This is a genomic window from Paenibacillus sp. J22P143, from assembly GCF_059692035.1.
In genome coordinates, this window is record NZ_JCAUAQ010000004.1 from 245,694 (window position 1) to 272,558 (window position 26,865).

Annotated in this window: 19 protein-coding genes; 3 read left to right on the forward strand and 16 right to left on the reverse strand. The window is 45.8% G+C overall.

All coding sequences use genetic code 11. From position 1 onward, the window contains the following. Window positions 1-18 precede the first annotated feature (18 nt). From AC58PQ_RS10325 to rsgA, 11 genes are all read right to left on the reverse strand, one after another. A complete protein-coding gene (locus AC58PQ_RS10325; RefSeq protein ID WP_497241853.1) occupies window positions 19-2,247 on the reverse strand; it encodes an HD family phosphohydrolase in 2,229 nt (742 codons plus the stop codon). Window positions 2,248-2,287: 40 nt separating this feature from the next. Continuing rightward, window positions 2,288-3,253, reverse strand: coding sequence for a PhoH family protein (locus AC58PQ_RS10330; protein ID WP_497241854.1), 966 nt, complete (start codon window positions 3,251-3,253; stop codon window positions 2,288-2,290). A 6-nt stretch (window positions 3,254-3,259) separates the two neighbouring features. After that, window positions 3,260-4,453 carry a sporulation protein YqfD gene (gene yqfD, locus AC58PQ_RS10335; protein WP_497241855.1) on the reverse strand — a complete coding sequence of 398 codons (1,194 nt, stop codon included), beginning with the start codon at window positions 4,451-4,453 and terminating at the stop codon, window positions 3,260-3,262. 34 nt (window positions 4,454-4,487) lie between these two features. Then, on the reverse strand, window positions 4,488-4,766 hold the full coding sequence (yqfC, locus tag AC58PQ_RS10340; RefSeq protein ID WP_056609736.1) for a sporulation protein YqfC: 279 nt from the start codon (window positions 4,764-4,766) through the stop codon (window positions 4,488-4,490). 268 nt (window positions 4,767-5,034) lie between these two features. Further along, window positions 5,035-5,475 (reverse strand): YqfB family membrane protein, encoded by a 441-nt coding sequence (locus AC58PQ_RS10345; protein ID WP_497241856.1) that lies wholly within the window; start codon window positions 5,473-5,475, stop codon window positions 5,035-5,037. Between the two features lie 17 nt (window positions 5,476-5,492). Then, complete coding sequence (gene floA / locus AC58PQ_RS10350; protein WP_321166537.1) at window positions 5,493-6,482, reverse strand: flotillin-like protein FloA; 990 nt, start codon at window positions 6,480-6,482, stop codon at window positions 5,493-5,495. A 26-nt stretch (window positions 6,483-6,508) separates the two neighbouring features. After that, window positions 6,509-7,162, reverse strand: a complete 654-nt coding sequence (locus AC58PQ_RS10355) for an NfeD family protein (RefSeq protein ID WP_497241857.1) — start codon at window positions 7,160-7,162, stop codon at window positions 6,509-6,511. 161 nt (window positions 7,163-7,323) lie between these two features. Next, complete coding sequence (locus AC58PQ_RS10360; protein ID WP_497241858.1) at window positions 7,324-7,767, reverse strand: GatB/YqeY domain-containing protein; 444 nt, start codon at window positions 7,765-7,767, stop codon at window positions 7,324-7,326. An 8-nt stretch (window positions 7,768-7,775) separates the two neighbouring features. Beyond that, window positions 7,776-7,949 carry a 30S ribosomal protein S21 gene (gene rpsU, locus AC58PQ_RS10365; RefSeq protein WP_028558020.1) on the reverse strand — a complete coding sequence of 58 codons (174 nt, stop codon included), beginning with the start codon at window positions 7,947-7,949 and terminating at the stop codon, window positions 7,776-7,778. Between the two features lie 115 nt (window positions 7,950-8,064). Continuing rightward, window positions 8,065-8,415: a histidine triad nucleotide-binding protein gene (locus tag AC58PQ_RS10370; RefSeq protein ID WP_477592246.1), complete on the reverse strand. Its 351-nt coding sequence runs from the start codon at window positions 8,413-8,415 to the stop codon at window positions 8,065-8,067. Between the two features lie 90 nt (window positions 8,416-8,505). Beyond that, the gene (gene rsgA / locus AC58PQ_RS10375) at window positions 8,506-9,585 is read right to left on the reverse strand and encodes a ribosome small subunit-dependent GTPase A (protein WP_497241859.1); all 1,080 of its coding nucleotides are present in this window, start codon (window positions 9,583-9,585) and stop codon (window positions 8,506-8,508) included. A 176-nt stretch (window positions 9,586-9,761) separates the two neighbouring features. On the opposite strand from rsgA, the gene AC58PQ_RS10380 reads away from it, so the two are divergent. Next, window positions 9,762-11,684 (forward strand): FAD-dependent oxidoreductase, encoded by a 1,923-nt coding sequence (locus tag AC58PQ_RS10380; protein WP_497241860.1) that lies wholly within the window; start codon window positions 9,762-9,764, stop codon window positions 11,682-11,684. Window positions 11,685-11,996: 312 nt separating this feature from the next. Continuing rightward, a complete protein-coding gene (locus AC58PQ_RS10385) occupies window positions 11,997-13,154 on the forward strand; it encodes a hypothetical protein (RefSeq protein ID WP_497241861.1) in 1,158 nt (385 codons plus the stop codon). A gap of 72 nt (window positions 13,155-13,226) precedes the next feature. Here the strand turns inward: AC58PQ_RS10385 and AC58PQ_RS10390 are convergent, their stop codons facing one another. Then, window positions 13,227-15,164 carry a stalk domain-containing protein gene (locus AC58PQ_RS10390; RefSeq protein WP_497241974.1) on the reverse strand — a complete coding sequence of 646 codons (1,938 nt, stop codon included), beginning with the start codon at window positions 15,162-15,164 and terminating at the stop codon, window positions 13,227-13,229. 226 nt (window positions 15,165-15,390) lie between these two features. Between AC58PQ_RS10390 and AC58PQ_RS10395 the strand changes: the two genes are divergently transcribed. Continuing rightward, window positions 15,391-16,638 carry a CapA family protein gene (locus AC58PQ_RS10395; protein WP_497241862.1) on the forward strand — a complete coding sequence of 416 codons (1,248 nt, stop codon included), beginning with the start codon at window positions 15,391-15,393 and terminating at the stop codon, window positions 16,636-16,638. A 146-nt stretch (window positions 16,639-16,784) separates the two neighbouring features. Here AC58PQ_RS10395 and AC58PQ_RS10400 read toward each other — a convergent pair whose 3' ends face one another. The 4 genes from AC58PQ_RS10400 to addA all read right to left on the reverse strand — a co-directional run bounded on the left by AC58PQ_RS10400 (window position 16,785) and on the right by addA (window position 26,847). Further along, window positions 16,785-17,888 (reverse strand): chymotrypsin family serine protease, encoded by a 1,104-nt coding sequence (locus AC58PQ_RS10400; protein ID WP_497241863.1) that lies wholly within the window; start codon window positions 17,886-17,888, stop codon window positions 16,785-16,787. A 179-nt stretch (window positions 17,889-18,067) separates the two neighbouring features. Next, window positions 18,068-21,574 (reverse strand): AAA family ATPase, encoded by a 3,507-nt coding sequence (locus AC58PQ_RS10405; RefSeq protein ID WP_497241864.1) that lies wholly within the window; start codon window positions 21,572-21,574, stop codon window positions 18,068-18,070. A 107-nt stretch (window positions 21,575-21,681) separates the two neighbouring features. Continuing rightward, a complete protein-coding gene (locus AC58PQ_RS10410; RefSeq protein ID WP_497241865.1) occupies window positions 21,682-22,863 on the reverse strand; it encodes an exonuclease SbcCD subunit D in 1,182 nt (393 codons plus the stop codon). Between the two features lie 54 nt (window positions 22,864-22,917). Further along, entirely contained in the window at window positions 22,918-26,847 is a 3,930-nt protein-coding gene (gene addA, locus AC58PQ_RS10415) for a helicase-exonuclease AddAB subunit AddA (RefSeq protein WP_497241866.1), read from the reverse strand. Between the last annotated feature and the right edge of the window lie 18 nt (window positions 26,848-26,865).

Sequence of the window (26,865 nt, forward strand, 5' to 3'; positions counted from 1 at the left end):
AATGAGTAGCCCTCCTTTTTATGCTCCTGGCTTCTTCGCCGTTAATTCACTTGGATATTCAATGCGAGAATGAAAGATGCCGAGCAAAGTTTCATTCAATGTCTTAGCAATCTTATCAAGTTCCTTCAACGTAAGGTCACATTCGTTGAATTGACCATCGTCCAAGCGTGATTTAATAATTTTGGTTACCATGGAATCGATTTGTTCTAGGGTAGGGTTACGCAAAGAGCGTACCGCTGCCTCCACACTATCTGCAATCCCCACAATAGCCGCTTCCTTGGATTGCGCCTTAGGCCCTGGATAACGGAAATCTTCTTCACGGATCCCTTTCTCACTATTCTCTTCTTCAGCTTGCTTCTTCGCTTTATGATAGAAAAAGTGCAATAGCGTTGTCCCATGATGCTGCTCTGCAATATCTCGAATCGGCTTCGGCATTTTGTAATCCTTCAGCATATCAACACCATCGCGCGGATGTGCGATAATAATCGACTTACTTAAGTTCGGATCAATGCGATCATGCGGATTCTCAATATTCGTTTGATTTTCAATAAAGTAGCTCGGTCGCTTGGTTTTGCCGATATCATGATAATACGAACCTACGCGGCACAAAAGCCCGTCTGCACCAATGGATTCGGCGGCAGCTTCGGATAGGTTACCAACCATCACACTGTGATGATATGTACCTGGTGTTTCCGTAAGAAGTTTGCGCAGCAATGGATGATTCGGATTGGATAGCTCGACAAGCTTAAGTGGTGACAGGATACCAAAAGAAGCTTCAAAAAATGGGAGCAAGCCGATAACAAAGACAACCGTCACTAGACCGCCTGCTGTCGCAAAAGACAAGGACAACAGTGCTTCTCTTTGTTGAAATGTATCTTCCATTAACATCATCGCCGTGATCGTTAACATGGAGAAAAAGGCAATCATTAAACCTGCTTTCAAAATAGTTGCACGTTGACTCGCTCGTTGAATCGTAAACACGCCACTAAAACAAATCACTAAGCTAACTAAGCCGAAACGGAAATCGAAAAGTAAATCGTGCTCTGTATTGAAAAAAATACTAGCCAAAATTGAAAATAAAACGGATGAAATAAAGGCTAGGGGGGCGTCCAGCAAAATGGCGATCAAGATACTCCCAAGGGCTGTCGGAGCCAGGTACCCAATAAATGGATAATCAAAATTCTGCAGCAGTGAAATAATTTTCATACCGGCAATATTCATCACAAAGATCAAAACAAGCATAACCAGTTGTGAGTTATTGTATTTGACCTGTAAGTTGCTCTGTCTCACAAATATAAAGATTACGAATGACAAGAGCGCACAAATGATACCAAGACCAAATTGAGGCAAATGATTCGCTTTGTCCTTTAGTAGCTTCAGCTTCTCCAACCGCGTATAAATTTCTTCCGTAATGACATCTCCAGCCTTAACCAAGACATCATTCTTATTAATATAAACGGTCTTCATGTTGCCCCTAGCTTGTCCTTTAGCATCATCGGTACCCTTCTGATCAAAAAATTTGTTCGGGGTAATTAATGCTCTGGCAATCTCGGTTACCATTTCACGGGAAGTATTCTTCGCTAGCGTAGACGTATTCACCATTTCTGCAACCTTAGCCCTGGCTGTTTTTGCATCCAGGATTTCGTCAATCATCAGCTTGGTGACAATATCTTTCGTCACAGTACGCATATCCGCAAGGTCTTCCTTAGTCAGTCGAGGCAGCTTGAAATAAACTTCCTCAGGAAGCGGATATTTCTGATCCGATAGACCAACTTGAATTTGTTCCAGTAACAAATCGTTGTATTGCTCACTATTGCGCAGTGTTTTGATAGCATCATTCGTCATGTCACTAATTAGCTGCGGGATGACGCGTCGGTAAATGCTAACCTTATCATCGAACTTTACTTCTTCATCTGCATTGATCTGAGATAATTTATCAAAAATAGCATCACTTATAACTTCATTCTTGAGGTTAACGATCCGATAGACAGACTGGACACGCTTCGCGGCATCTTCTTTGGCTTGCTCCGTCGCGACAGCGTTCTCAATCTGTTCTGGCGCATAAATAGTTTTCTCACTAGTCATACCTAGTGTTATATCAAAAACTTGCGGTACAAGCTTCGCATACAGCGAGGCGTAGAAAATCAACCCCAATATGAGAAACAAGAGTATTCTTAAGCCTGTATTGTATTTCCATCCGCTCAGCCGGTAATGAAATTTGCCTTTCATTTGCACTTCATTTTTCATTACGGAGGTCATTCCTCTCTATCTATCCAACCTAGCTTCGTTACTTATTCGACTCTTGGTTGTAGGCAACAATGATTTTCTGAACTAGTGAATGACGTACAACGTCTCCCTCATCAAAATGAATAAAGCCCAGTTCTTCAATACCACTCAGAATTCGTGAAGCTTCCACCAGTCCGGAAGACTTGCCTCGCGGTAAATCAATTTGCGTGACATCGCCAGTGATGACCATTTTGGAGCCGAAGCCAAGTCTCGTTAGAAACATCTTCATTTGCTCAGGTGTCGTGTTCTGTGCTTCATCCAAGATAATAAATGAATCGTCCAACGTACGGCCTCTCATATAGGCTAGTGGAGCAATTTCAATGAGTCCGCGTTCTAGTGACTTCGCAACTTGTTCAGGCCCTAGGACATCATTAAGAGCATCATACAACGGGCGTAAATAAGGGTCAACTTTTTCCTGTAAGTCCCCCGGAAGAAACCCTAGGCTTTCCCCTGCTTCTACGGCTGGTCGTGTCAAAACGATCCGTTTTACAGCCCCTTCTTTCAATCGGGTTACGGCAAGAACAACAGCTAAATACGTCTTCCCTGTCCCTGCAGGACCAATTCCAAAAACAATATCCTTCTTCTTGATCGTATCCACATATTTCTTCTGACCGATCGTTTTGACACGTATCGGCTTCCCTTTATGCGTGGATGTGATTTCACCTTTAAACAGATCCAGCAATTGCTCAGCCTTCATCTGCTTCGCTAATTCAACCGCATATAGTACATCACGTTCTGTTACCGTGTAATTATTGCGGATCAGCTGTAATAGAACTTCAAAGAGCTGCTGAAGTGAGTTCACTTCCGCAGCCCTGCCTTGTATCGTTATTTCGGCTTCGCGCGTAAAGATTTGAGCATCAATTTCCCGTTCAATGACATGCAGGAATTTATCCTGCGGCCCAAATAAAGCTAATCCCTCAGCCGGATTTTTCAATGTAATTTTTACAGATTGCGCATTTTCTATCAACAGGCCTCATTCTCCTTGTGTCACAATTGGTTGTACTTCGGCAATATTTTCTTCGACCTCAAAATGAACGTCTATATAAATTTTACCATTCTCTGTTTTTTCATGCAAAATTTTTTCTCCGACAATCCTCGCATCCTCGCCTGCTGCAGCTAATAATTTAGCTTTAGCCTGCTCAATTCCCACCTTTTTCGCATTCGCCGCTTCCACCGGCTCCTCCACCAGACGAACCTCCATCACTTTCTCATGAAGCCACCCAAGACCAAGTGAAATCGAACGCCAAGCTAGTGTTTTACGATCAGGTATCGTCTCCGAATGTTCAAACCCAGTTTTGCCGTAACCAGTAAGCTGCAGAGCTCTTGTCCCAAATACGAGGTAGCTTCGATGAACAGTTTCACCTGTATATACCTTATATTGTTTCGTAAGCGGTGCTTCAATTCGGGAGGTATACCAGACAACTCCCCTTATCTTACCATCTGCAACAACAAGTTGACTATTTTGCTCATCACCAATCGTACCTGAGATCAATACAGTCCCTTTGCGTACATACGTATTCGGCTTGACCATCGGCCGCCCTTTTTTCGATTGAATTTCGGTCACTAGAGCACTTTTGGAAGCTACTATATTTCGGGGATCCTCTAATGGTTTTCTATCTGGAATCGTCGCTTCAACAACCTTAATCGTTATATGTGTCCCTCGGATCTCTACACCAACCCACGCTGCACTCGGCAGCTGTTGCTGAATGGCACGAGAAAGCTCCTCCGTCTTGTCCAACTTAAATTTCCACTGGAACTTATGAATGCCTTGCTTAGAGGCTGCTTGCAAAATTTCCGAAGCTTCAATGCGATCATTACCGTCCACCGTAACTTGCCAGACCATGGAAGTTAGCACATACAGACTGATGATGAAAGCCGCGAGGCCGCCAAACAACACTTTTCTCCGCCCAATTTTATCCATGAAAAAAGGCAGCCCGAATCGCTCTACTACGTGCATTCTGCAGCCTGTCCTCTTCAAAAGCGGCCGAAGTCGAAAGAAATCCTTGATGAGGATACACAGCTCCAGCTTCCCATCTTTGCCAGCTTGAATATCCCAAATGGAGAAGCCGCCCTCCACCATGGGATGAATCAACCTTTCGCAGTCCTTGCCTCGAATTTGTATGCGTACATAGCCACGCAATCGGGCAATGAATAGGGATTGTTTCATGACTCAGCCTCCAGTTCTCATTCGCACTACCAAATTAAGGCATATATTTCACATGATCAATGATGCCTTCAATGAACACTTCTTCAGAAAGAATGGCCCTAATGACCAACTGCTGGCCGCAAACCTCCAACGTTCCTTTCGCTAACTCCAGCTTCAGAATTTCACTGGAAAAATGCAGTACGCCCCGGTGATTCTCTACATATAGCTGTACGTTGCCGATCATCGTGATTCGCGGCAAATCCTGTACAACATCTTGGGGAAGATCAAGGATCTTGGCCGTGAACTGGTTCCATTTCCGGGTCAAGCGACGCATAGCTGGGCAGTACCCCCTCTAACTAGAAGATCAAGAATGCAGAAAAGGCGCATAGACTTTCTACCAAATTATGCGACAGAAGCCATTATTATGAGAAAAATTGTGAGAAAAACTTCTATCGAAGTCCTTCGAGGATGAGCGACCGCGTTTAAATGTTGTTTTTATCGCCAATAAGAATTTGTTTTTCCGGGTACCGGAAACATATAAATTCTTATGTGGTTATAAAAAAACGCCCTCTCGCTTTTGCAAAAGGGCGTTCCTAAAATATTCATCTGCGGTACGGCTTTTTGGCGCGCGGCGGGCCTAGAATCTCTGACCACACAACGCCTTGCAGTACTTGTTCACGGTTCGGTTGGTCTGGAAATATATTTGAAGATGATATCTCTTCAGCATATATTGGTGAACTCACCATTGATCCACTTTTCGGCGCCTGTGAAGTAAAGGGTGATGCCTTCTGCTTCGGAGCAGTAGCCGTTGATTTCCCTAGGCCAGACTGATTAAATTCGTCTCGCACGCGCTCCGGACGACCCACGGGAGTAATATGACCTGTCTGACCTTTCTTCGCTTCTGCAGGCCTTCTAGCGTCGCCTGTTTGTGTACTCGTGCCTCGCTCAGCTCGTTGTCGCCTACCTTGCAATTTATAGAAGAACGCCAACGCGATAATGACCAGATACCAGTTCTTAAATAAGAATACGATAAGCTGTTCCATCTGATCACCTCATATTCTTATTCTTTCTCCGTTTTCCCATCGTTGATTTTACCTAATGAGGAACGCATTTGTGTATCGGATTCAATATTTTTGAGATTCATATAATCCATGACACCCAATTGACCGTTCCGAAGCGCTTCAGCCATGGCAAGCGGAACCTGTGACTCCGACTCAACAACCTTAGCACGCATTTCTACAACTCGCGCTTTCATCTCCTGCTCAGCTGCAACGGCCATCGCGCGGCGCTCTTCGGCTTTTGCTTGTGCGATACGTTTGTCCGCTTCAGCTTGCTCTGTTTGTAAATGTGCGCCAATATTTTTGCCCACGTCTACATCCGCAATATCTATGGACAGAATTTCAAATGCTGTGCCAGCATCTAAGCCTTTACCTAGTACTGTCCGAGAGATCATATCCGGATTTTCTAAGACGTCCTTATGAGATTCGCTGGAACCTACGGTTGTAACGATTCCTTCTCCGACGCGAGCAATAATCGTTTCTTCACCAGCACCACCAACGAGTCGGTCGATATTGGCTCGCACCGTAACCCTAGCGATAACTTTCACTTCAATGCCGTTCTTCGCAACAGCCGAAACATTAGGCGTTTCGATTACGCGTGGATTTACACTCATTTGAACGGCTAACAACACATCACGTCCCGCCAAATCAATGGCCGCCGCGCGCTCGAACTCCAAATGTATTTTAGCACGATGTGCAGCAATTAAGGCATTCACAACCCGGTCTACATTACCGCCTGCTAGATAGTGACTTTCTAGTTGATTCACACTAAGATCTATTCCCGCTTTCGTAGCTTTAATCATCGGGTTCACAATGCGACTTGGTGTAACCCGACGAAGTCTCATCGCGATCAAGGTAATGATGCTAATTCTTACACCGGAAGCCAACGCCGATATCCATAGCATAACAGGAACGACACTCAGTAAAATCGATAACACGATAATAATGATAGCTGCAAGCAGCACCAAGTATAAGCCTGGTTCAATCGTCATTTGTTTGTTTCCTCCTAAATGGTATGTTAGTTATCCACTTCTTTTACAACGACTCGAACACCTTCTACTTCCACAACGACAATGGATTGGTTGATGGAAATAAAACTGCCTTTCGTTACGACATCGACACGTTCCCCTTGTATCATCGCCGTACCCGCAGGTCGTAAGGGCGTTATCGCTTCACCCGACATGCCAATTAGGTGAGATCGATCAGGATTTGATGTAAAGCCTTGACTTGTCGTTAGCTGCTCCTTCAGAATGAAACGGTTCCATACGCCTCGATGCTTAAACGTCCTAATCGCTGCAATGACAACCACAATGGCAACAAGTAACGCAATTACTAACATGAACACTGCTTCCTTGGGATCTGAAGACGCCATCATCACACCGCCAAAAAGGCAAATGGCACCTAGCACACTGAGAATGCCAAAACTGGGTACAACCAATTCTAAAATAAGAAGAACCAAGCCTAGTCCCAAGACAACTAAATCACCAAAACTCGCAAAGCCTGCCAAATAGAAGCCTAGATAATACAAACCAAAGCCAGCAACTCCTGCCAAAGCCAGCAATCCACTACTGAAAAAAAGCAGTTCAAGCGCGATGCCAATAATGCCAACCATCAATAAAACCGTAGCTGTTACAGGGTGAGTCAGAAACGCGGATAAGTTATCAAGAAACATCGTCGTTCACTCCTTCCCCCAAAACTTCCTTATCAAAAGGTATGTACGTATTAATTTATGAACTGTTTCGGAAATTAATTAAAAATTCGAGAAATTGTCCTAAAATTAGAAAAAAGACCAAGCGGAATGATCCACTTGGTCTTCACAAAACATATTTGGTATTAACCTAATAGTTGTTGAACTAACTGATTGATAATTTTACCATCAGCGCGTCCTTTAACCTGAGGCATCAATGCCGTCATCACTTTGCCCATATCCGCTTTGGAAGAAGCACCAATTTGCTGGATGGTCTGCTGTACAATGGCTTTCACTTCTTCCTCAGAAAGCTGTTGCGGCATGTACTCAGCTAGAATAACAAGTTCCGCCTTCAGGTTGTCGGCTAGATCATCGCGACCTGCCTTGGCAAATTCTTGGAGGGAATCCTTACGCTGTTTGATCTCACGAGTTAGAACATCAAGCACTTCATTGTCGTCTAAGGGTCTTTTCAGATCAATCTCAGAATTCTTAATCGTAGAACGCACCATTCGAATTACAGAGAGCTTAAACTTGTCCTGACTCTTCATCGCTTGTTTCATATCTTCGTTCAATCGATCGCTTAAGCTCATGTTGCCTCCTAGAACTTTCTTTTACGAGCAGCCTCAGATTTAAGCTTACGCTTAACGCTAGGCTTGTCATAATGCTTACGTTTCTTAACTTCTGCAAGAACGCCATCCTTAGCGATGGAACGCTTAAAGCGACGAAGTGCAGCATCTATAGTTTCGTTCTTACGAACTCGAGTTTCTGACAACAGTTTTCCCTCCCTCCGAACAGACCATCTAAGACAAAACGGTTCATCAAATCTCATTATAGGTGATAGTAATTAGGGTGTCAATCGTAAAACTAATGTTTCGTAATAGGAAAGATTAGTTATGGACACCAAGGGGTGCCAATCTAGCACCTGCCATCAGATGATAATGCAAATGGTGAACAATTTGACCTGCGTTTGCTCCAATGTTCGTAATCACACGATAACCGGATTCTTCTACCTCTAGCTCTCTAGCAATTTGCGCAGCAACGCGCTGCATTTGCCCAACGACAGCCCAATCTTCCGTCTGTCCCGCAGCTAAAGAAGCAAAGTGTTTCTTCGGAATGATAAGGACATGAATCGGCGCGGCAGGTTGAATATCATGAAAAGCTAGAATCTGATCATCTTCATAGACTTTCTTAGAGGGAAGCTCCCCTGCAATGATTTTACAAAAAATACAATCACTCATTGATCCATTCGTCCTCCCGACATTGTTATCCTACTTAGTTATAAGTTTATCGGAAAGCCTTCAAAAAATCCAATCCAAATAATATCGGAATTAGCGATGAGGTTGGCTTTTGAGCGATTGATGGATCTTCTTCCATTTTGCTTTCTCAGCAGCCTGAAGCCCTTTATCCTCTTTACGAGCAAAATACGCTAGTTCCTTCTGCAATTTCACATAATTCTGGAAGCGCTCCGCGGCCAAGGCGCCCGAATCTAACGCGGCTTTCACCGCACATTTCGGTTCATTCTCGTGCTTACAATCTTGGAAGAAGCATTGTTCGGCGAATTCCTCAATATCCTGGAAGGACGTGCTCAGCCCCTCTGAGGCGCTCCAAAGTTGAAGCTCTCTCATGCCCGGTGTATCGATTAAAATGCCCCCATCAGGCAATAGAATCAGCTCACGATGCGTTGTTGTATGCTTTCCTTTGTCGTCACCAGATCGGATATCCCCCGTGTTCAAAATATCTCTGCCATAAATGCGGTTCACCAGCGTTGATTTTCCAACACCTGACGATCCTAGCAACGCAACGGTTTGTCCACGAGTCATGTAGCCAGCAAGTTCATCTAAACCACGATTCTCTGCCGAACTAATAATGTGAATAGGAACGCCTATTGCAACAGCCGCCACTTCGTCTGCTAACTCCTGTGGATGATCACATAAATCGGATTTACTTAAAACGATGACTGGATTAGCACCGCTTTCCCATGCCAAAACCAAATATCGCTCGATTCGGCGAACATTGAAATCTTGATTCAAGGCATTTACCAGAAATACCGTATCTACATTGGTTGCAACTATTTGCTCTTCGGTGACTTGTCCAGCCACTTTACGGGAAAACTTACTTCGACGCGGAAGAACAGCATGGACCACAGCACGCTGTTCTCCTTCCCGAAGGGATAATACCACCCAATCACCTACGGCTGGGTAATCCTCGCGACGCAGAGCTTGGTGACGCATTTTGCCAGATACCTCAGCCAGCATTTCGCCAGCTTCCGTCTGAACGCGATACATATGCTTATGTTCTAAGGAGACGCGGCCTGCGACAAATCCTTCTTCTTCGTTAAGAAACGGTTCAAATGCTTTTTCAAAAAATACATGCCATCCTAAATCTGCTTTATTCAAGTCAAGATTCATCCTCTCAAGGTGTTCTAAAGTGAAGTATATACCGAACTTATAGGACTCACACGGGAAAGAATAATTTAGATTATTTAATCCTGCTGTCCAAATTGGCACTGTCAATTCACTTGTAGACTGTAAGTCTACTTTTGCATATAATAGGTGTAAACGGATCGTTTGAATGGAGTGAGCGGATGAGTCAATTCATGAGAGCCTCGACCCGCAAAAAGCGTGATGTGATGATGGAAGTCGCCTTAGCCATGTTCATGGAGAAAGGCTACGAGAATGTCTCTGTCGATGATATTATCGCGGCAACCAGCACATCCAAAGGAACCTTTTATCATTATTTCAAAAGTAAGGATGCCATTATTTCAGCGTTATACAGCAAACAAATTCAATTGATTCAGGACTGGGTGAAACAGCCCCCTTCGAAGGTGCAGTCACTAGAGGGACATATTAATCGTCTATTTTTAGACTTAGCGTCGAATATCCAATTCTCACCTAGACTTATTCGTAGTTTGCAGGCTCTTTCTTTGCAAAATGAGACAGTAAAATTGGAAGAGCAACAGCAATTGAATATTTTGACTGAAAGCTTGATGCACTGGCTCCCGGAGCCCAAAAAGATCGAACTGCTCGTATGTTTGTATGCCGGAACGATTCTCACATGGTGCAATCAAGATGATGCCGACCTACTCTCCATGATGAAAAACAACTTAGCCTGGCTTTGGGTAGGACTTCGTTCCGAAGAACCTTACGCATCGTTGCAGGTAGAACCAGTTCCCAAGGAGGAAAAACGCATGAAAATAGCCATTATCGGCGGAGGCCTTGCTGGCTTAACAGCAGCAGCCTATTTATCTGAAAACCCACATGTAGAAGGGATTCTTTTTGAGCGCAGTCCGCAGCTCGGGGGTCGAGCTTTTACGTATGAAAAAGCTGGTTTCACACTTAATTACGGCGCTCACGCGATCTATGGGATCGATCGCCATACGTTGACTACGATGGAACGCGAGCTGGGACTTTCCTTCTCCTCCAAGCAAGTAGATAAACGTAAAGTCGTCTACGCGAAGCATGATCAACTTACAACAGCGCCTCTTGATGCCATCAACCTTTTAAAAACAGATTTGCTGAACACGATTCAAAAAGTTCGCTTTGTCGGGGAAATTGCTGCTATTATTGCTAATATTCACAACATTAAAAACTACGCTACCTTAGCAGACTATCTGGCTGAATCTAACGCCGATGAGGATGTCAAAGAGCTTTGGGAGCATCTTGTTTGCTCCAACTTCTTCATTACACCTGAAGATGCTCGTAACGTATCTGGCGCTGTCATTAGTGAGTATTACCATAACTTGTTCCTCTCCAGTAAACCTGTCAATTATGTTTTAGGCAGCTGGGCTGTTATTACGAATCAGTTGAAACAGAAACTGACCACATCCGGCAAATGGGAGATTGCCCTTCAAGAAGGTGTGGACGGACTTCGTTATGAGGATCGCAAATTTGTATTAAAAACGAAAACACGAGAAATGGCGTTTGATAAAGTGATCTTCGCTATGCCAGTACAGCAAGTTGTGAAACTTCTCAAAGGTACGGCATGGGAACCTTTCCTCGCACCGTATGAGTCCAACACAGCAACTGAGGTTATGGTTTACGACATTGGGTTAAGCCGCGTCGTCGCTAGACCTTTTAGTTACATCAGCGATATGGATAATAAGCTGTTCATTAGCGATGTTTCCGCAACAGACCATACGTTAGTACCCGAAGGCGGGCAACTGCTGCAAGGTATCGCCTACCTTAGTGATAAATTTGATAACGATGAGGAACGTAAAGCTTATTTGGACAATAAAACCTCACAAATGGAAGCCCTTTTCGATCGACACTATCCAGGCTGGCGCGATGTGACTGCAGTTAAGCGTGTATCGAAGAAAGCCATGGTTTCCAGCGTGAAAAACATTTCTACCAACCGACTTTTACCAACTCGCGTAGAAAATATTCCATTCTATTTCTGCGGAGACGGTTGCACAGGGAAAGGTGAGCTTGCTGAACGTGCATTTTCTAGTGCACGCAGCGCGGCGCTATCTATTGTGCAAGAGGTGCAGCAAGCGCTGCAGAGCGTATAGAGAATAGTGATATTGAGATATAGTGATATAGTGATATAGTCATATTCCTTAAGTACAGCCAGCACTTCCGAATCGGGGCTGCTGGCTGTTTGGACATATTTGGAAGTATATACTTCCAAGAGCAGGAATCCATTCTACGCGTAGCGGTCTGGCTGACGGTCGGGCGCTCGCTTGCGCACAAAACTTGTGCGCTAGGGCAGCTGGTACGCCGGCGGGCGCTTTCATTGGCGGAAATATATATTACTTGTCCTGCAACTTCAACCCGCGTAAATCGTCTACATAGACAATGAACACTACGTAGGGGGCTATGGTATGACGAATGAAAGAAGAATACTGCTTGTCGTAGGAATCGTGCTCTCCGTTGCATTTCTGATCATTCTTGTGAAGATCATTGTTCCAGCCCCCCCACTCTCTACTGAAGTAACGGTAGCGGTAACTATTCAACCTGAGATGACGATACAACCAGTAGCATCTGTACAACCAATTTTAACGGTGCAACCTGACCAAACTAATCAACCACTTGCAACCCTATTGCCGAGTTCCTCACGTTGGTATGATCCTGCACTCCTTAGAATCAGTGATGTTGTTGCCGGGTGGAAATTACTTGATCTGCAGTTGGAAACGTATGGGAAAGGCTCTAAGATCTTCATCATGGAGGGAGAGGCGCAAATCTCAGGCACTTTTAGCATGAACTACGAAGAGGACACCTATAATAGCAACCAGATCATTTTGTTAGCAGACGAAGCCTCCTCGAATCAATTGCCGCAGCCACTAGCGTTCAAAGGAAGCCCTTCACGACTGATTTTGCATACAAGCAATCCAGATGTTCGCAAACAATTCGGTGCACCAGGATCTAAAGGTCATGTTACCGTGACCATACATCGGTATCAGACCGTTTATGCTGACATTTTGGAAGGTGTCACGGATACAGCTCAAGTCACCCAAATCAGCCAAATTGAGACTACTCCACCGGCACTGACTGAGGTCTCACAAACTGAACTGACACAAGCTCTTAACGCCAACCCTCTGGTTCCAATTAAGTTAAATATGAATGACATCACCACGCCATCCAACTATGGGCTTATGCAGGATTGGTTTCAACAACTGAGTAAGCAATTCAGGAATGGATTAAGTCCTTTTACACTCAAACGGATTAGTCCAGATCAAAAAGATCAGATTCAATTGTGGTTGCAGCAGGTATTTACTGAAAATATAGCCAAAGAAATTGCTGTCTCCAATCTCCAACAATCCGGCATTCATCACATCGTTGGAAGCGGTTTGTTACCATTCAGACCCTATAGTCAAGTGAATGATATCAAGCAAGAAACCATTCAAATGGAAGGTTCAGACACACTTCGGTATACAGGTGTTTATATCCTATCAGGCATGCATGATGCCCATTTCACTTATACATGGAAGAAAATTGACGGTGTTTGGAAAATGGATCAGATGGAACTGAAGCTCATGTAACATGTAAAAAAAATAAAGCTGCTCCCTTCCTGACTTTTGGTCAGAAAGGGTGGCAGCTTTTTCTTATTATTTTTATTTCGTTGTAATGGTTACTGTTCTACTAGCTCCATCCCAATTGACGATGCCGCCAAAAGTCTCTCCAACGAATCTAGCAGGTGCAAGTGTATAACCATTCACTAGTCTGGCTGGCTCTTCCAGTTGAATGGCCTTGCCATTCACATATACGGTACTTTGGTCAAGTGTCAGCTTGACAGTTGTGTTCCCCTTGGTTGCAGTGACGGATCTGGTAGAAGCTTCATAATCAACCTTAGCTCCCATCGCTTCGAAAATAGCACGGAGCGGCGTAAATGTCGATCCATTTACAATGACTGGAGCTTGCTCAAATTGCTGTTCGTTCCCGTTAATATTCACAGAAACTTGCGATGAAATACCGAAGGTGCGCAAAGCAACCTGTTGTCCTGATTTATTCGAGATACGAAGCTGCAGCACCGAGCCTTCTGGCACATCGCCAGCTTTGAGATCCAGCCCATAAGGTAAGCTCGTTTGGGAAGCAATTACCCTGCCATTTAATAAATACTCTACCTTACCGATGTATACCTCAGGTATTTTGATAAAAGGAATGACCCTCGTTTGCTTCGTGAAAGATTGATGGTCTTCGTCAATCGGCACATAACCAACATGATCTGCCGGTTTAGCGTCGTCCTTTACTTCTGAAATAAGATACGGATTTGTAATCAATTGACTGTAATAGCTTTGAATTTCGGAAGAAGTCGAAAGTGAATAATCATTCTTCGCGTTATCCATTTGCTGATCCACGTTAAAATACGTAATAGCTTTCAATCTCGGATATTTGTAAGGCATGATTTCATACAATCGTTGTAGATTCAGTTTAGCCCATTCTGTATAATCTTCACCTGCAGAATGAGAATAATGCGGAACGCCTGTCTCACTAAGCATCAAAGGTTTACGATCTGCGTAGGTGTTGTACAATCTCGTAAGTCTTTCTACGTTGCTTGTCGCAATCATAGGTGGCAGGGATGTATCGCCATTTTCGTAAGGTTCAATGTACAAGCTGACACCAACCCAGTCTACATAGGCATCACCTGGGTAATAAGGATCGATATCGTTCGCCGGCACATCCCCCGGACTCCACACCATGGCTACATTGGGCGCTTCTGCAGCGAATACATCATGAAGCATTCTAAATTTCGCGATATACTGCGCAGGATTCCCGTGCCATTTCACCCAGGCACCGTTCATTTCACCTGCAAAACGTAAGAAGATTGGTATTCCTGAAGCTTTCGCTTCCTTAGCCCATTTTCGCAAATAAGCGCTATCCGTTACTGGATCTAGCCCATCATGCGGTTCCCAAGCAATTTGTAAAGCCCCGCCTGCATCTTTCGCTCGCTTTGCGTACGATGACGGAAAGTCTTTTCCCCAAGTGGAATAAGCTAAGTAAATAGCATGCTTTTTACCGTATACCGATTGCATTTTCGTGAAAATATTACCTACCTTGGCATCAAGCTCGGAATAAACCCCTAAATATGTACCATAAGCGGGCTCAAATTTAGCAAGGCGCGAGCCACCAGGCTGCGAAAGCTGCTGGACAATACGCTCATTATTTTCTTCCCGATACAATTCCACAGTCGTCCTTATCTGATCAGCTCGCTGTAATTTGACAGCGCCCCAATCCTTACCCGCATTCACCCAGTACTCATTTTCCTGCTCATAATAATGAATCGCTTGGTCATAATCACCGATAGCGTCAAAATACGCATCTAATTTCCCACTGAAAAGGGCCGCATTCTCCCAATCCCCAGTACCAGCATAGTAATCCGTCAGATATTGCCAATGCGGAACAGCTGCTTTGGAATTTCCTGATGCTTGCAGCGACTCTGCTTGCGTCCAATGATCCCACACAACATCCGCGCGCGCAGGTGCAGGCGATTGTACGAAACCAGCTGCAAGTATACCAACAGCCAGTGATAAGATTCCTATTCGTCTATTCATTTTCAAGAAAAAAGACTCCCCTTCATGGTGTAGTAAAATATTTGCCTGTACTAGATACGTAATGGATAGTGAAAAAGTAGCACAAAATTCAAAAAAAATTACAAAATATTCACGCAAACCTGACAAAATTATACAAAAATTCATGAATTCAACACGACAGTTCGATGCCTTCTGCAAGAAATAATTGTTAAAATATAGAAAAAATAGTGCGAAAGGGTGCTTACTTATGAATCATACAAGAGCAGGTCTCCTTGTGGCTGCTTGTCTTAGCTTCTTAGTCGCAGGTTGTGAGACTGCCTTACTACCAACCACTGAGAATGTGACAGTCACCATCGGAACAGAAGTACCTCAACCGACTCAGCCCTCAAACATTTCGCAAGGATTGCAGCCACTTCCAATGAATTCGAATACAGAATCAATTGAGGCAAATGTTAGCGATCCTAACCCTGCGATGTATGCATCAGGAGCATCTCCACCTGTCGTATATGTACAACCTTCTCCATCCAAACAAGAAGTACAAGAGCCGTTACATATTCTATATGCCGGCGACGCCATGTTTGATTGGTCGGTCAAAGAGGCCATCAACCGTTACGGCCCTGATTATCCATTCGTACATATTCAATCCGAAATTGAACGGGCTGATTTCTCATTCGTCAATCTCGAAACGGCAGTAACCCTGGAAAATGATAAGGATACCAACCAGATTTATAATTTTAAATCAAATCCGGAATCTCTTATGGGTCTTAAACATGCTGGTTTTGATATGGTTTCCGTTGCAAATAATCATTCGATGGATTTCCTGCAGAAAGGATTTCTCGATACACTCACCCATTTAGATAAAGCTGGCTTACTTTATGTGGGAGGTGGCTTGAATGCACAAGAAGCCTACCGAGCGAAGAGCGTTACTATTAAGGGAAAAAAGCTTAAATTCCTCGCCTTCTCTCGATTTATCCCTACGGGAGACTGGTTTGCAGGCCATAATAAACCTGGAATAGCTCAAGCTTACGATAGAAAGCCTGTTCTCGATGCGATTGCTAGGGAACGCGGAGGAGCAGATTATGTCCTCATCTACCTGCATTGGGGGGTTGAAATGAATAATCGCCCAGAGCCATGGCAGCGAGAGTTCGCTCGACAAATGATTGACGCAGGCGCAGATGCCATCATCGGCAGTCATGTGCATGTGCTGCAAGGTTTTGAATATTACAAAGGAAAGCCCATCGCTTATTCAATCGGCAATTTCCTCTTCCCTGACTATGTAACAGGTCCAAAAGCAGATACAGGTTTACTCCATTTGACGCTAGCTGAGAATCAGATTGAGATGTCATTTCAACCTTTTTACATTGAGAAAAATCAAATTGTCTCCAAAGGTGCTGCCTACGTGGATAAGCAAATGGCTTATCTGGCTTCTATTTCATATGGGGTAGCACTCGACGGTCAGAACATTCGGGCAAATGAGGGAATTGCTAGTCGTTGATTAGGGCATGGAAGGCAATTAGTGAAGGAATCCGAAGGGAATAAGGGATGGAATACATACTTAAAGGAACTACGATACGATTGACCCGTTATACGAGGGAATAACCTCGAATTGTTGATCAATTCGTAAAGTAGTTCTAATTAAGATTATTTATGTGACTTCACCAAAATAGCTCGATTACGCTTCCTTTGCTGCTCTGTCAACGGTTGAACATAGGAAGAATCGCCACTAGGCGCCATTCCTTTCACCTTACCTTCTGTGAACGTACCGCCTGCCGCTGGTACCGCCGTTCGCACACCATAGGCGGCCATGACGACACCAATAGGGTTGCTAATGGAACGTAACCCATCTTCTGGACCAGCAAAGTTAAGCGCAGCCGCATAACGATCACTGGAACGGAGCCAAACGGAACCAGAATCACCTGGAAGTGAGACAGGTCCCGTATCTCCAACGATAACCGTTTGATTACGAAACAGTAAAGTACCGAGACTTCCTCCATAAGAAACACGAACATCCACATTATTGGACTCCACGGTTCCTCTAACAAACCCCGAAGTACGACCCGATTTAAACACTTTAAGTCCGACTGGATAGCTAAGAAGATGCCCTGGCACTGTAACCAACACGCCTGAAGTGCTGCGCAAATAGCGAGGATTTAACAAGCTGTTCCTTGTTGGGAGAGCGATTGACGAATCTTGGAAATTAACTGCACCCTTGCGTAAAGGTACAAATTGAAAGGCTCTTCCAACGCGATCCGTCCCCGATATTCCGCCATCTGCAGGTCCTGGCTGCACGGTTTCCGAGAAAGCAGACGAGTTGTTTTTGATCAACACATGATTATTACTTAAAATGTAAGGTTGGTTATTTTTGATTACTATGAGTCCCGCTGTCCCTGTGGAAAAAGGACTCGTTTTACCAATACTTACGCCGCCGGGTACCGGCCGATTCCTGTTTTGAAACGTCGTTACCTTATAAACTTTTGGTTTGGGAGCTGTTAGTACATGCGCTTTGAAGGAATTCGACGAGATAAAGCGCACGGGTACGGATGCACCTAATTTGGCAGCCACACTTTTGAGATTGTTTAATCCGGATGGCACAATTTTTTGATGGGTGTATACGATGACACTTGCGCCTAAAGTCGGTTTCTTGGGATCTGCATATCCGACCCCGACAGCCATCACTTCCGCTCTTTTCAATAAAACGGGCGAAATTCGATTCTTATGTTTCAGTGCCTCATGAAATGTTGACATCCACATTCCCCTTTTTGTCATGTTGGAGCAGTGTATGCCAACTTGTACGAATCGGTTTAATCCCTTTACCTAGAATTAATGCTTAGCATAAAAAAAAGGCTAATGACAAGGAAGTCATCAGCCTTATGTCGCAATATAAATTAACAAGTTAATCCGGGACAGGACTTCTTGATGAAGACTCATAGTTCTTCAAGTGAAATGCGACTCCCGCGACCTGACGGCTCTGCGGGATGAACAATTAATTTACGAACAAGTCGAGCACGAAGCTCGGGTACGTGAGAGATAACACCTACAGCTAGACGATCTGTATGAAGTTTTTCTAGCGCACCTATCACCATGTCCAGCAGTTCTTGATCAAGCGTCCCGAAGCCTTCATCAAGGAAGAAAAACTCCAACGGATATTCGCCTTTCAGTTGAATCTGAGCGGACAATGCTAAAGCTAATGCTAACGAGGTTAGGAAGGTTTCACCACCGGAAAGAGTTCCAACCGGACGCTTCACTCCGCCATTCGCATCATCACGAATGACGAAACCACCGCCAGAGTCGACTTCAATGCCATAACGTCGACGTGTCAACTCACCTAGGCGTTCGGAAGCCGCGCGACTTACCTGCATTAACTGTTCTTCGGCGAGATACTCGACGAAGGCATTAGCCTTAAGCACGGCTTGCAGCTTGCCAAGCCGCTCCAGCTGCATTGCCTGCTCAGCACGCAGCGCCTCGAGCTCGCACCAGCGCAAGTGCCGCGCAGCGAGCTCGCTTGCGCCCAGCGCCGCCTTGGCTCGCGCCTCCAGCGCGGCCTCGGCGCCGGCCTTCGCGTCGCTCAGCTGCGCCTGCGACTGCGCCCACTCGACCGCGCTCAGCACGCGGCCCTGCAGCTTCGCTGCCAGCTGCGCCAGCTGGGCGCGCAGCGCCTGCTCGCGCTCGCGGTGCTCCGCCGCGAGCTGCGCCCACTGGCGGCGCTGCTCAGGCGCCAGCGCCGCTGCCTCTGCGGCTTCGCGCGACGCGAAGCCGCCTCTCTCGAGCGCGCTGGCTAGCGCGCGCTCGGTTTGCGCCAGCTGCCGCGCGGCGGCGGCAGCGGCTTCAGCGGCGGCGCTGTAGCGCTGCGCCGCCAGGGACTGCTCGCGCTGCGCAGCCGCGTGCGCGAGCTTGGTCTGCTGCGCGAGCTGTCGCAGCTGCGCAAGCGCGGAGGTCGCCTCCGCGATCAGCTGCGGCACCGCCGCGCCAGGCGCGCGCAGAGCGAGCTGCCGCGACTTGTCGGCGGCGAGCTGCGCGAGCCCTTGCAAGCGCTCATGGAGCTGCAAGGCGGTACGATCACGCTCTTGCGCAGCATGCTGCAGGCTCTCGATGTTGACGAGCAGCTCCTCGAGAAACGGAATGCTTTTCTCAATGCGTCCGCGCAGCTCATCAGCCTGTCGCTCATTCTCAAGATACTTATGAAGTTGATCATCAACAACATCCCATGAATGACCTGCATACTGTCCATGCCACTCAGCAACTTGATTTTGAATGCCCTCCGATAACGCAGTTAATCGATCTTCCGCATCCACTAGCAAGCTAGCAGCCGTTTGCTCTTGTGCACTTAAAATAAGAGCTTGTTGTGCAAGTTGGGCATGTTCTTTGTGCAGATCTTGAAAGTTCCTTGCGCATTCTTCTACTTGGTAAACACCCGCATGGAAGGCCGACTCCATCCTATGCCATTCCTTTTGCCAATCCATCAAACCCATGTCGTCCATTTGAAAGCTATTTAGCTCTATAAGATTACCTGCTTCTTGACTTGCAGCAGCCTCCTGTAACGCGAGTAATACAGCCTCATTGTCATCCTGCCGCTTAACAATAACTTCATCTGGAAAAGCCAATTCTGCAGCCTGCTTATGCAGATCCGCCATTCTACGAATGACTTGTAAACCTTCATACTGCCGTTCTTTCGCTTGTTGCAACAACTGCTCAGCTTGATGCAACAACTGCTCAGCTTGATGCAACAAACCTTCGGAATGGATTCTCTCACCTGTATCTAAAGAGGTATCCTCGTTCTTTTGTAGAGCTGGATGCTCCGTCGCACCACATACGGGGCATTGCTCACCCAATCCTAGGTCAGCAGCTAACAAGGCAGCAATGGCATGACGCTCTTGATGCTTCAACAGCTTTCGCTGCTCCTCCGACCATCCTTGTAAACCTGCAAAGAAAGCTGTAAACAAACCATCTTGTCTCTGTAAGTCCCCCTTATACGCAGCATAAGCAGTAAACCAACTCTTTAGCTTAGCAAGGAGGACTACCTGTTTGTCCACAATCAGACCTCTCGCATGTTCCACAGTCTTATACGCATTCGCTTTGTCATCTTTATTTTTCTTCACTTCCAGCTGTTGTGTCTGAAGAAGGAGTATCCCCTTCTTCTCTTGCACTGCGTTTTGCAAGAGTTGTCTCTTCGTGGCATCCGTCTCTAACAGCTTTAATTGCGCTTTCAGCTCCGTTTGTTTCGCCATTGCTTTTTGCTTCGTGTCATTCGATTTTGAAATCTCCGCATGCAAATTGGATAACGCTGACTTAACCTCAAGTTCTTGTGTTTGTGCCGTTTGAATTTGCGACTGTACTTGTTCAAGCTCCTTTTGAATGACAAGCGCTTGCTCCAACTGATCCAAACGTAGTAATAACGGCCCTTCCTGTGAGAGAAGTTCCTGCTGAGCATTGTCAAACGCTAGCGTCGCTTGTTGGTAATCCGTTTCCGCGAGTGACTGAGAAGACGTTGCCGTTGTAAGCAACGCTTGGCTTGATATCACATCTCTTGCAGCAAGCTTATGCTGCTCCAAGTACGGAATAACCCGATCCGCTTGTTCCGCTAGCTTCAGTAGCTGTTCTTTTTCAGCAATAAGTCCTTCCTGCTCTTGATGCTTTTGCTGCTCAATCTCAAGACCTTCCGATTCTTTTATCCATTGGTAGACTTGCTTCCATGCCTCATAAACCTTCTCCTGCTGCTCCAAATGAAGTCGACTTCGAACCTCTTCTTGTTCCGTTTCAATAAGCCTTCTATTCGCTTCCTCTAATGCTGATGAAGTCGCATCGCCTAACCCTTGCTGCTCCGCAGCAAGCTGTTTAACAGCGCTGTCCGTTTCCTTTACTTTAGAGCTGACCTTAGCGCTTAATTGGTCACCGTAGGTTTCAAGATGGAAAAGACGCTGCAGCATTTGTCTCCGATCCTTACCTGTTAAGGTCAGAAACTCAGCAAACTTCCCTTGCGGGAGTACCACCGCCCTCGTAAAGTCCTGCATCGACAGACCCAGAATATTCTGGACCTGCTGATTGACTTCGCCTGCCTTATCCGCCAGCACGATCGTTTCGTTATCACGAATATGTAAGAGACGGGAAATGGTACCGTTGATAGACATCTCTGCTCCACGCTTGAATTGCCGCTCTACCCGATATCGCTCTGTGCTCGTCGCATTGCTCAGTTCAAATGTAAAAGAAACGAACAGCGTTTGCTCCGCATGATTCATAATCGCTTGCGTACCGCCGCTAGCTCTTTCTACTTTGCCATATAAGGAGAGGGTTATCGCATCTAAGATCGATGATTTCCCACTTCCCGTGGGCCCAAAAATCCCAAATACACCTGCATCTACGAGCTGGCTAAAATCGATCGTTTGCAGCTCCCGATAACTTTGCAGGCCCGACATCTGTAACTGGATTGGACGCATTGCACTTTCCTCCTTTCATTCACATCACTAAGTTATCCACAAGCACTAGTTGGGGAAAAATATAAACTCCTTATCGCACTGTCACATAACAGTCCATTATCGCTCGCTTACTCGCCGTCATCGGTATCGCCTAGATCCTTCTCCTGCAGCAGCTCCAAAAATAATTGAACTAACGCAGGCTCTGGCTGTGCGCCTCCTGTTTGACGTGCATAGAAGCGCGTAAAATGCTCTTCCATCGAAAAAGCTGCTTTCGGCATCGCCGCACGTACTACTTCCATTTCAGGATAGATCGGACGTATATGGATGAAACCTTCGTAAGCTTTACGTAACGATTGTATTTGTTCAATCGACATAGCGGACGTCATCGTAATCTCCAAATCAATCCATGCCGTACTATCTCTTTGTTCATCTAGCCATTGATGCACCTGTCCAATGCCTTCCTTCGCCTTCCAGCTGACCAGCGGACGTCCTGAGGTCAAGAATATCTCCTGAGGTTCAGCCGCCTGCCCTGGAGCAAGATCAAGTATCGTGACTGATTTGGCTTGACCCGCTTCCGAGAAGCTATACGCTATTGGTGATCCGCTATATCGAATAAGCGAATCTGCCTTCACATTTTGCGGGCGGTGCAAGTGGCCAAGCGCTACGTATTGCGCACCTGCAGTCAAAGCCGATGTGTCAACGGTATACGCACCGCCAACTTGAATAGGACGTTCAGATTCCGTTTCATGACCGCCTAGTACATACAAATGGCTCATGATCAAATTCACGGTGCCAGGCTCGAAGTACGCTGCCTGCTTACGAATGAGCGCTCCGACCCGCTCCGAATATTTACTGCGCAGCACTTCTTCCTCCGCAACTTCAGATAGCAGTTCCTTTAAGCGAGATTCCGAAGGATAAGGCAAGGCGATTAATCGCGCAAGCTCACCCGTTCGCGCTATCCCAATGGATTGAATATCCTGAATAGGTAGACCAATTAGTGTGATACCTTGCGTTGCTGCCAGCGGACCCGAAGCTGCAAGCCGATCCGGATGATCGTGATTGCCTGAAATAATCGCCACTTGCCTTTTACCGCCATCAGCAAGTCTGGCTATACCTTCGTAAAATAGCTGCTCAGCAGCTGCAGGAGGGTTCACACTGTCATAAATATCTCCAGCAATCAGGACCAGATCGATAGCTTGATCCTCCACAATACGCACGAGTTCATCCATGAAAGCGATCTGCTCCTCCATCCGGCTGCGTCCCTCCAAGGCTCGTCCAAAATGCCAATCAGCTGTGTGTAAAATTCGCATGTCTCATCTCCTTTCTGTACACTGCACGGTTTCTATCTGTACTATGAAACTATCTTACATTTCTACGAGTTTGGCACCATCAAAGAAATAAAGGAATTTCCCGTCTACTGGACGTTTCCAAATGTGTTCCACAGCCCGAGCATACAAACTTATTTGCTTCTCGTAGCGTAGCTGCAGCTCTAAATCCGTACTGCCCCTTACAGCATCTGTCTTAAAATCTACGAGAACAAGTCCCAGTTCATCTTCAAAAAGACAGTCAATAACCCCTTGTATGAGCACAGTCTCGCCTATCGTGGATGGATCTGCCTCGGAATAAACCTCACCAGCAGGCAGGCCATAACTAAATGGAACCTCCCTCTGCACATGATGAGCATGAATCATCCGTATACCAACTGGCGTCTCGAAAAACTTCAAAATTACAGGAATATCTACCACATCGCGCTGATCTTGCGTCATCGTTTGTTTGTCCAACATCTCTTGGAGAGTTGACTGAATACTTGCCTCCGTCGGCAATTCCGCTAAAGACATATTTTGCATTACGGCATGAACAACAGTCCCTTTCTCTGCTGCCGTTAGCTTCTTCTCTTCCATAAATCTCGGTCTACGCCAAATCGAAGTTACCATTTTGGATTCCAAAGGAATAGGCGACTCGAACTCATCTACGATGCGGTTGACCTCAGATAACCGTTTCATTTCCGAAACCGTTGTTTTGGCAAAGTGCTTAGGTGCATCTGGGAAATCATATTGCCAGGAGAGTCGCTCCTCCAAAGCTTCTTTCCATTTTCCAGACGTAGCGACAACTTCACGTTGTTGAATCGCCATGAAACGATCGTTATCTGGCGCTGCCACCGCATCTTCTAGTACATCCAGCATTTGCAAGCTTTCTGGTGTAATCACCGATAGTTTCCATTGCGAAGAATCACGCAGCAATCGTACATCCGAAGACATATCACTAATCCCAAGTCGTTCACGCCACAAGGCAGCATCGGGATGACGAAGCAAAGCAGGTCCTACCCAGTCTAGATAGCTCTTCGCTTTAGCTAACTCAAAATCAGGCAAGTACCACGCCTCTCTTGATAAATGTCGTCCCCAACCACGCAGCAGCTTGTCTAACGACTTCACAGTACCAAGCAAATACAATTTCTCACGCGCTCTCGTGAGTGCTACGTAAAGCACGCGCATTTCTTCAGCCAGAAGCTCTAGTTTCAGCCTCTTTTTAATCGCAAGTGAAGGTAGAGTCGGGTAACTTACGCGCAGCGTCGTATCTACAAATCGCGGTCCAAAACCCAGCTCTTTATGCAATAAGAACGCCTCATTCAAATCTCGTTGATTAAACATTTTCGCCATTCCAGCCACAAAAACAACGGGGAATTCTAAGCCCTTGCTCTTGTGAATGGACATAATACGCACGACATCTTCCTGTTCACCAAGCGCACGCGCAGTTCCAAGATCGCCTCCGCTTTCTTTCATCCGCTCAATAAAGCGTAAAAAGCGGAATAATCCACGTAGAGATGTGCTCTCATATTGTCTAGCTCTATCATATAGCGCTCTTAAATTGGCTTGTCTTTGCATACCTCCAGGCAAACCACCAGCGAAATCATAGTAGCCCGTTTGTCTAAAAATTCCCCATATCAAGTCTGCAAGTGAGCCTTGTCTAGCATCATTACGCCATTGTTCTAATTGTTCAAGAAATCTGGTCAATTTAATTGGCAGCTCGTCGTGCTTAATGTGTGTACTTTGTTGAACCATGCGTAACACAGACTCATAGAAAGGTACGGATTTATCAGCAACTCGAATTTGCGCTAAATTCTCAGCTGTCAGCCCTACCATAGGAGATCTTAAAACAGCCGCTAAAGGAACATCCTGATACGGATTATCAATAACCTTCAATAAGGAAAGCATCGTCTCAACTTCTGTTGCCGAGAAGTATCCTGTACTGAGCTCTGCATACGCAGGAATTCCTTGCTTTTTAAGCTCATCAATTATAATTGGCGACCACGCTTGGGTTGCTCGTAATAAAATCACGATATCCCTGTAAGTTGCTGGGCGATCACCGCCCGTTCTTTTATCAAAAACCTGAAACGGTTCCTGATCTCCTGCACCTAATAAGCCCCTAATTTGACTAGCAATCGTGCGTGCTTCCAGTTGTGCGGTTTCCAGCTCTTCCGCTTCCAAAGCGGGATCAACCCCACTTTCAGCACCCTCGGCGTTCATGTCATCCGCAATGTCATCAGATTCTTCCGTGAACGCTTCGCTTTTGTCTGCTCCGTCTTTACCACGGTCAATCAGCAGCATCTCCACAGAACAGTCCGATGCAGAAGGGGGATAACCCGCTCCATATACCAGTTCCGCGCGCTCATCGTAGGCAATTTCACCGACAGTTTCATTCATCATTTGTTTGAAAATAAAGTTAACCGCATCGACGACTTGAACTCGACTGCGGAAATTTCTCGCTAAGTCAATTCTTCCACCGTTCATTTCACGATCTGATGCAACTTCTTTGTTAGAACGATACGCTTTGTATTTTTCTAAAAATAAACCTGGCTCTGCCAGTCGAAACCGATAAATACTTTGTTTCACGTCGCCAACCATAAACCGATTCCCTGGCTTAGTTGTTGAAATCAACTCAACAATGGCTTCTTGGACGCGATTCGTATCCTGATATTCATCCAGAAGCACTTCAGCAAATTGTTTCCGGTACGCTTGAGCTGCTTCTGAAGGATACAATTCACCAGGCATGGAACCAGGGGCACTTAGAATTTGTAAACAGTAATGTTCCAAATCGGCGAAGTCAATCAAACCCTTCGCAGCTTTCGCGGCTTGATACCGTCCGCCAAAATCAACGATGAGATCAACGAGGACGTGTAGTAACGGAGCCATTTCGGCAATTTCTTGATGGAACTGCTCTGGCGTTCGTCCGAACAATTCTTCTTTTAATTTGTTAATCTGTTCTTTAGCCTTATTTCGCAGCTCTTTGACTTCATCTTGTAGCTCTTTATCGTAATCATCGCCTTTGCAGGCTTTGAGCTTACCAAACTCAACCGTTTGAAACCCCAGATACAAGACGGACCAAGGATATGTCGTTGTTTCCAATAAATTCTGAACGAGCAGTAAATCATCGCGTAAATTATCTAGATACGGGGCAGGTCCTCCCGGTGATTCTGCGATGTTGATGGCCTGTTCTAGCAAATCCGACGCTCCCTCTAGTTCTAGGGAAAGATCACGAACTAGACTTTGCTCCCATAGTGAAAAATCCACGGGCACAGATGTCGCGGCAACATAAGGCAACGCCTCTTCAACTACCGCTGTTGCCTCATCCACTTTCTCTTGCTTGGTATGGAGTTCTGACGGTCCGAACATGGATGCCGTCCCTCTTAGCCAATGCTCTGGCCAGGGATGACTGCGGGATACATCATACAGCTTCTGAATGAGCAGCATAATCGCATTATCATTACGTTCACCGCTGAATGAGTCTACCAAGCGCCAAAAGGCGCTGTTCTCATCACTAGCAGCATAATATTCTTCTAGCATCTCGCCGAGAAGGTCTTGACGGAGCAAATCAGCTTCAGTTTCATTCGCTATGCGGAAGCCTGGGTCTAATTTAATGAGACTAAAATATCGTTGTACAACCTCTAAACAAAAGGAATGCAGCGTAGTAATCGATGCTTTCCCCATTAACGCCAGCTGTTTACGTAAATGCTGTGAATGAGGCTGCTTCATCAGTTCTTTCTCAAGTGCCTCTCGGATCCGATGCTTCATTTCGGAAGCTGCCGCCTTCGTAAAGGTTGCAACGAGTAATCGGTCTACATCGATCGGTTCCCACTCATTGGAGATCCGTCGAATGATCCGCTCCACGAGTACGGCTGTTTTACCAGAGCCCGCAGCAGCGGCAACCAACATGTTTTGTCCCTTGAGGGTAATGGCATCCCACTGATCATCCGTCCATGTACTTCCGATAGGTTTAGGTTCTTGCTGTTGTGTCACTTTGTACGCTCCTTTCTA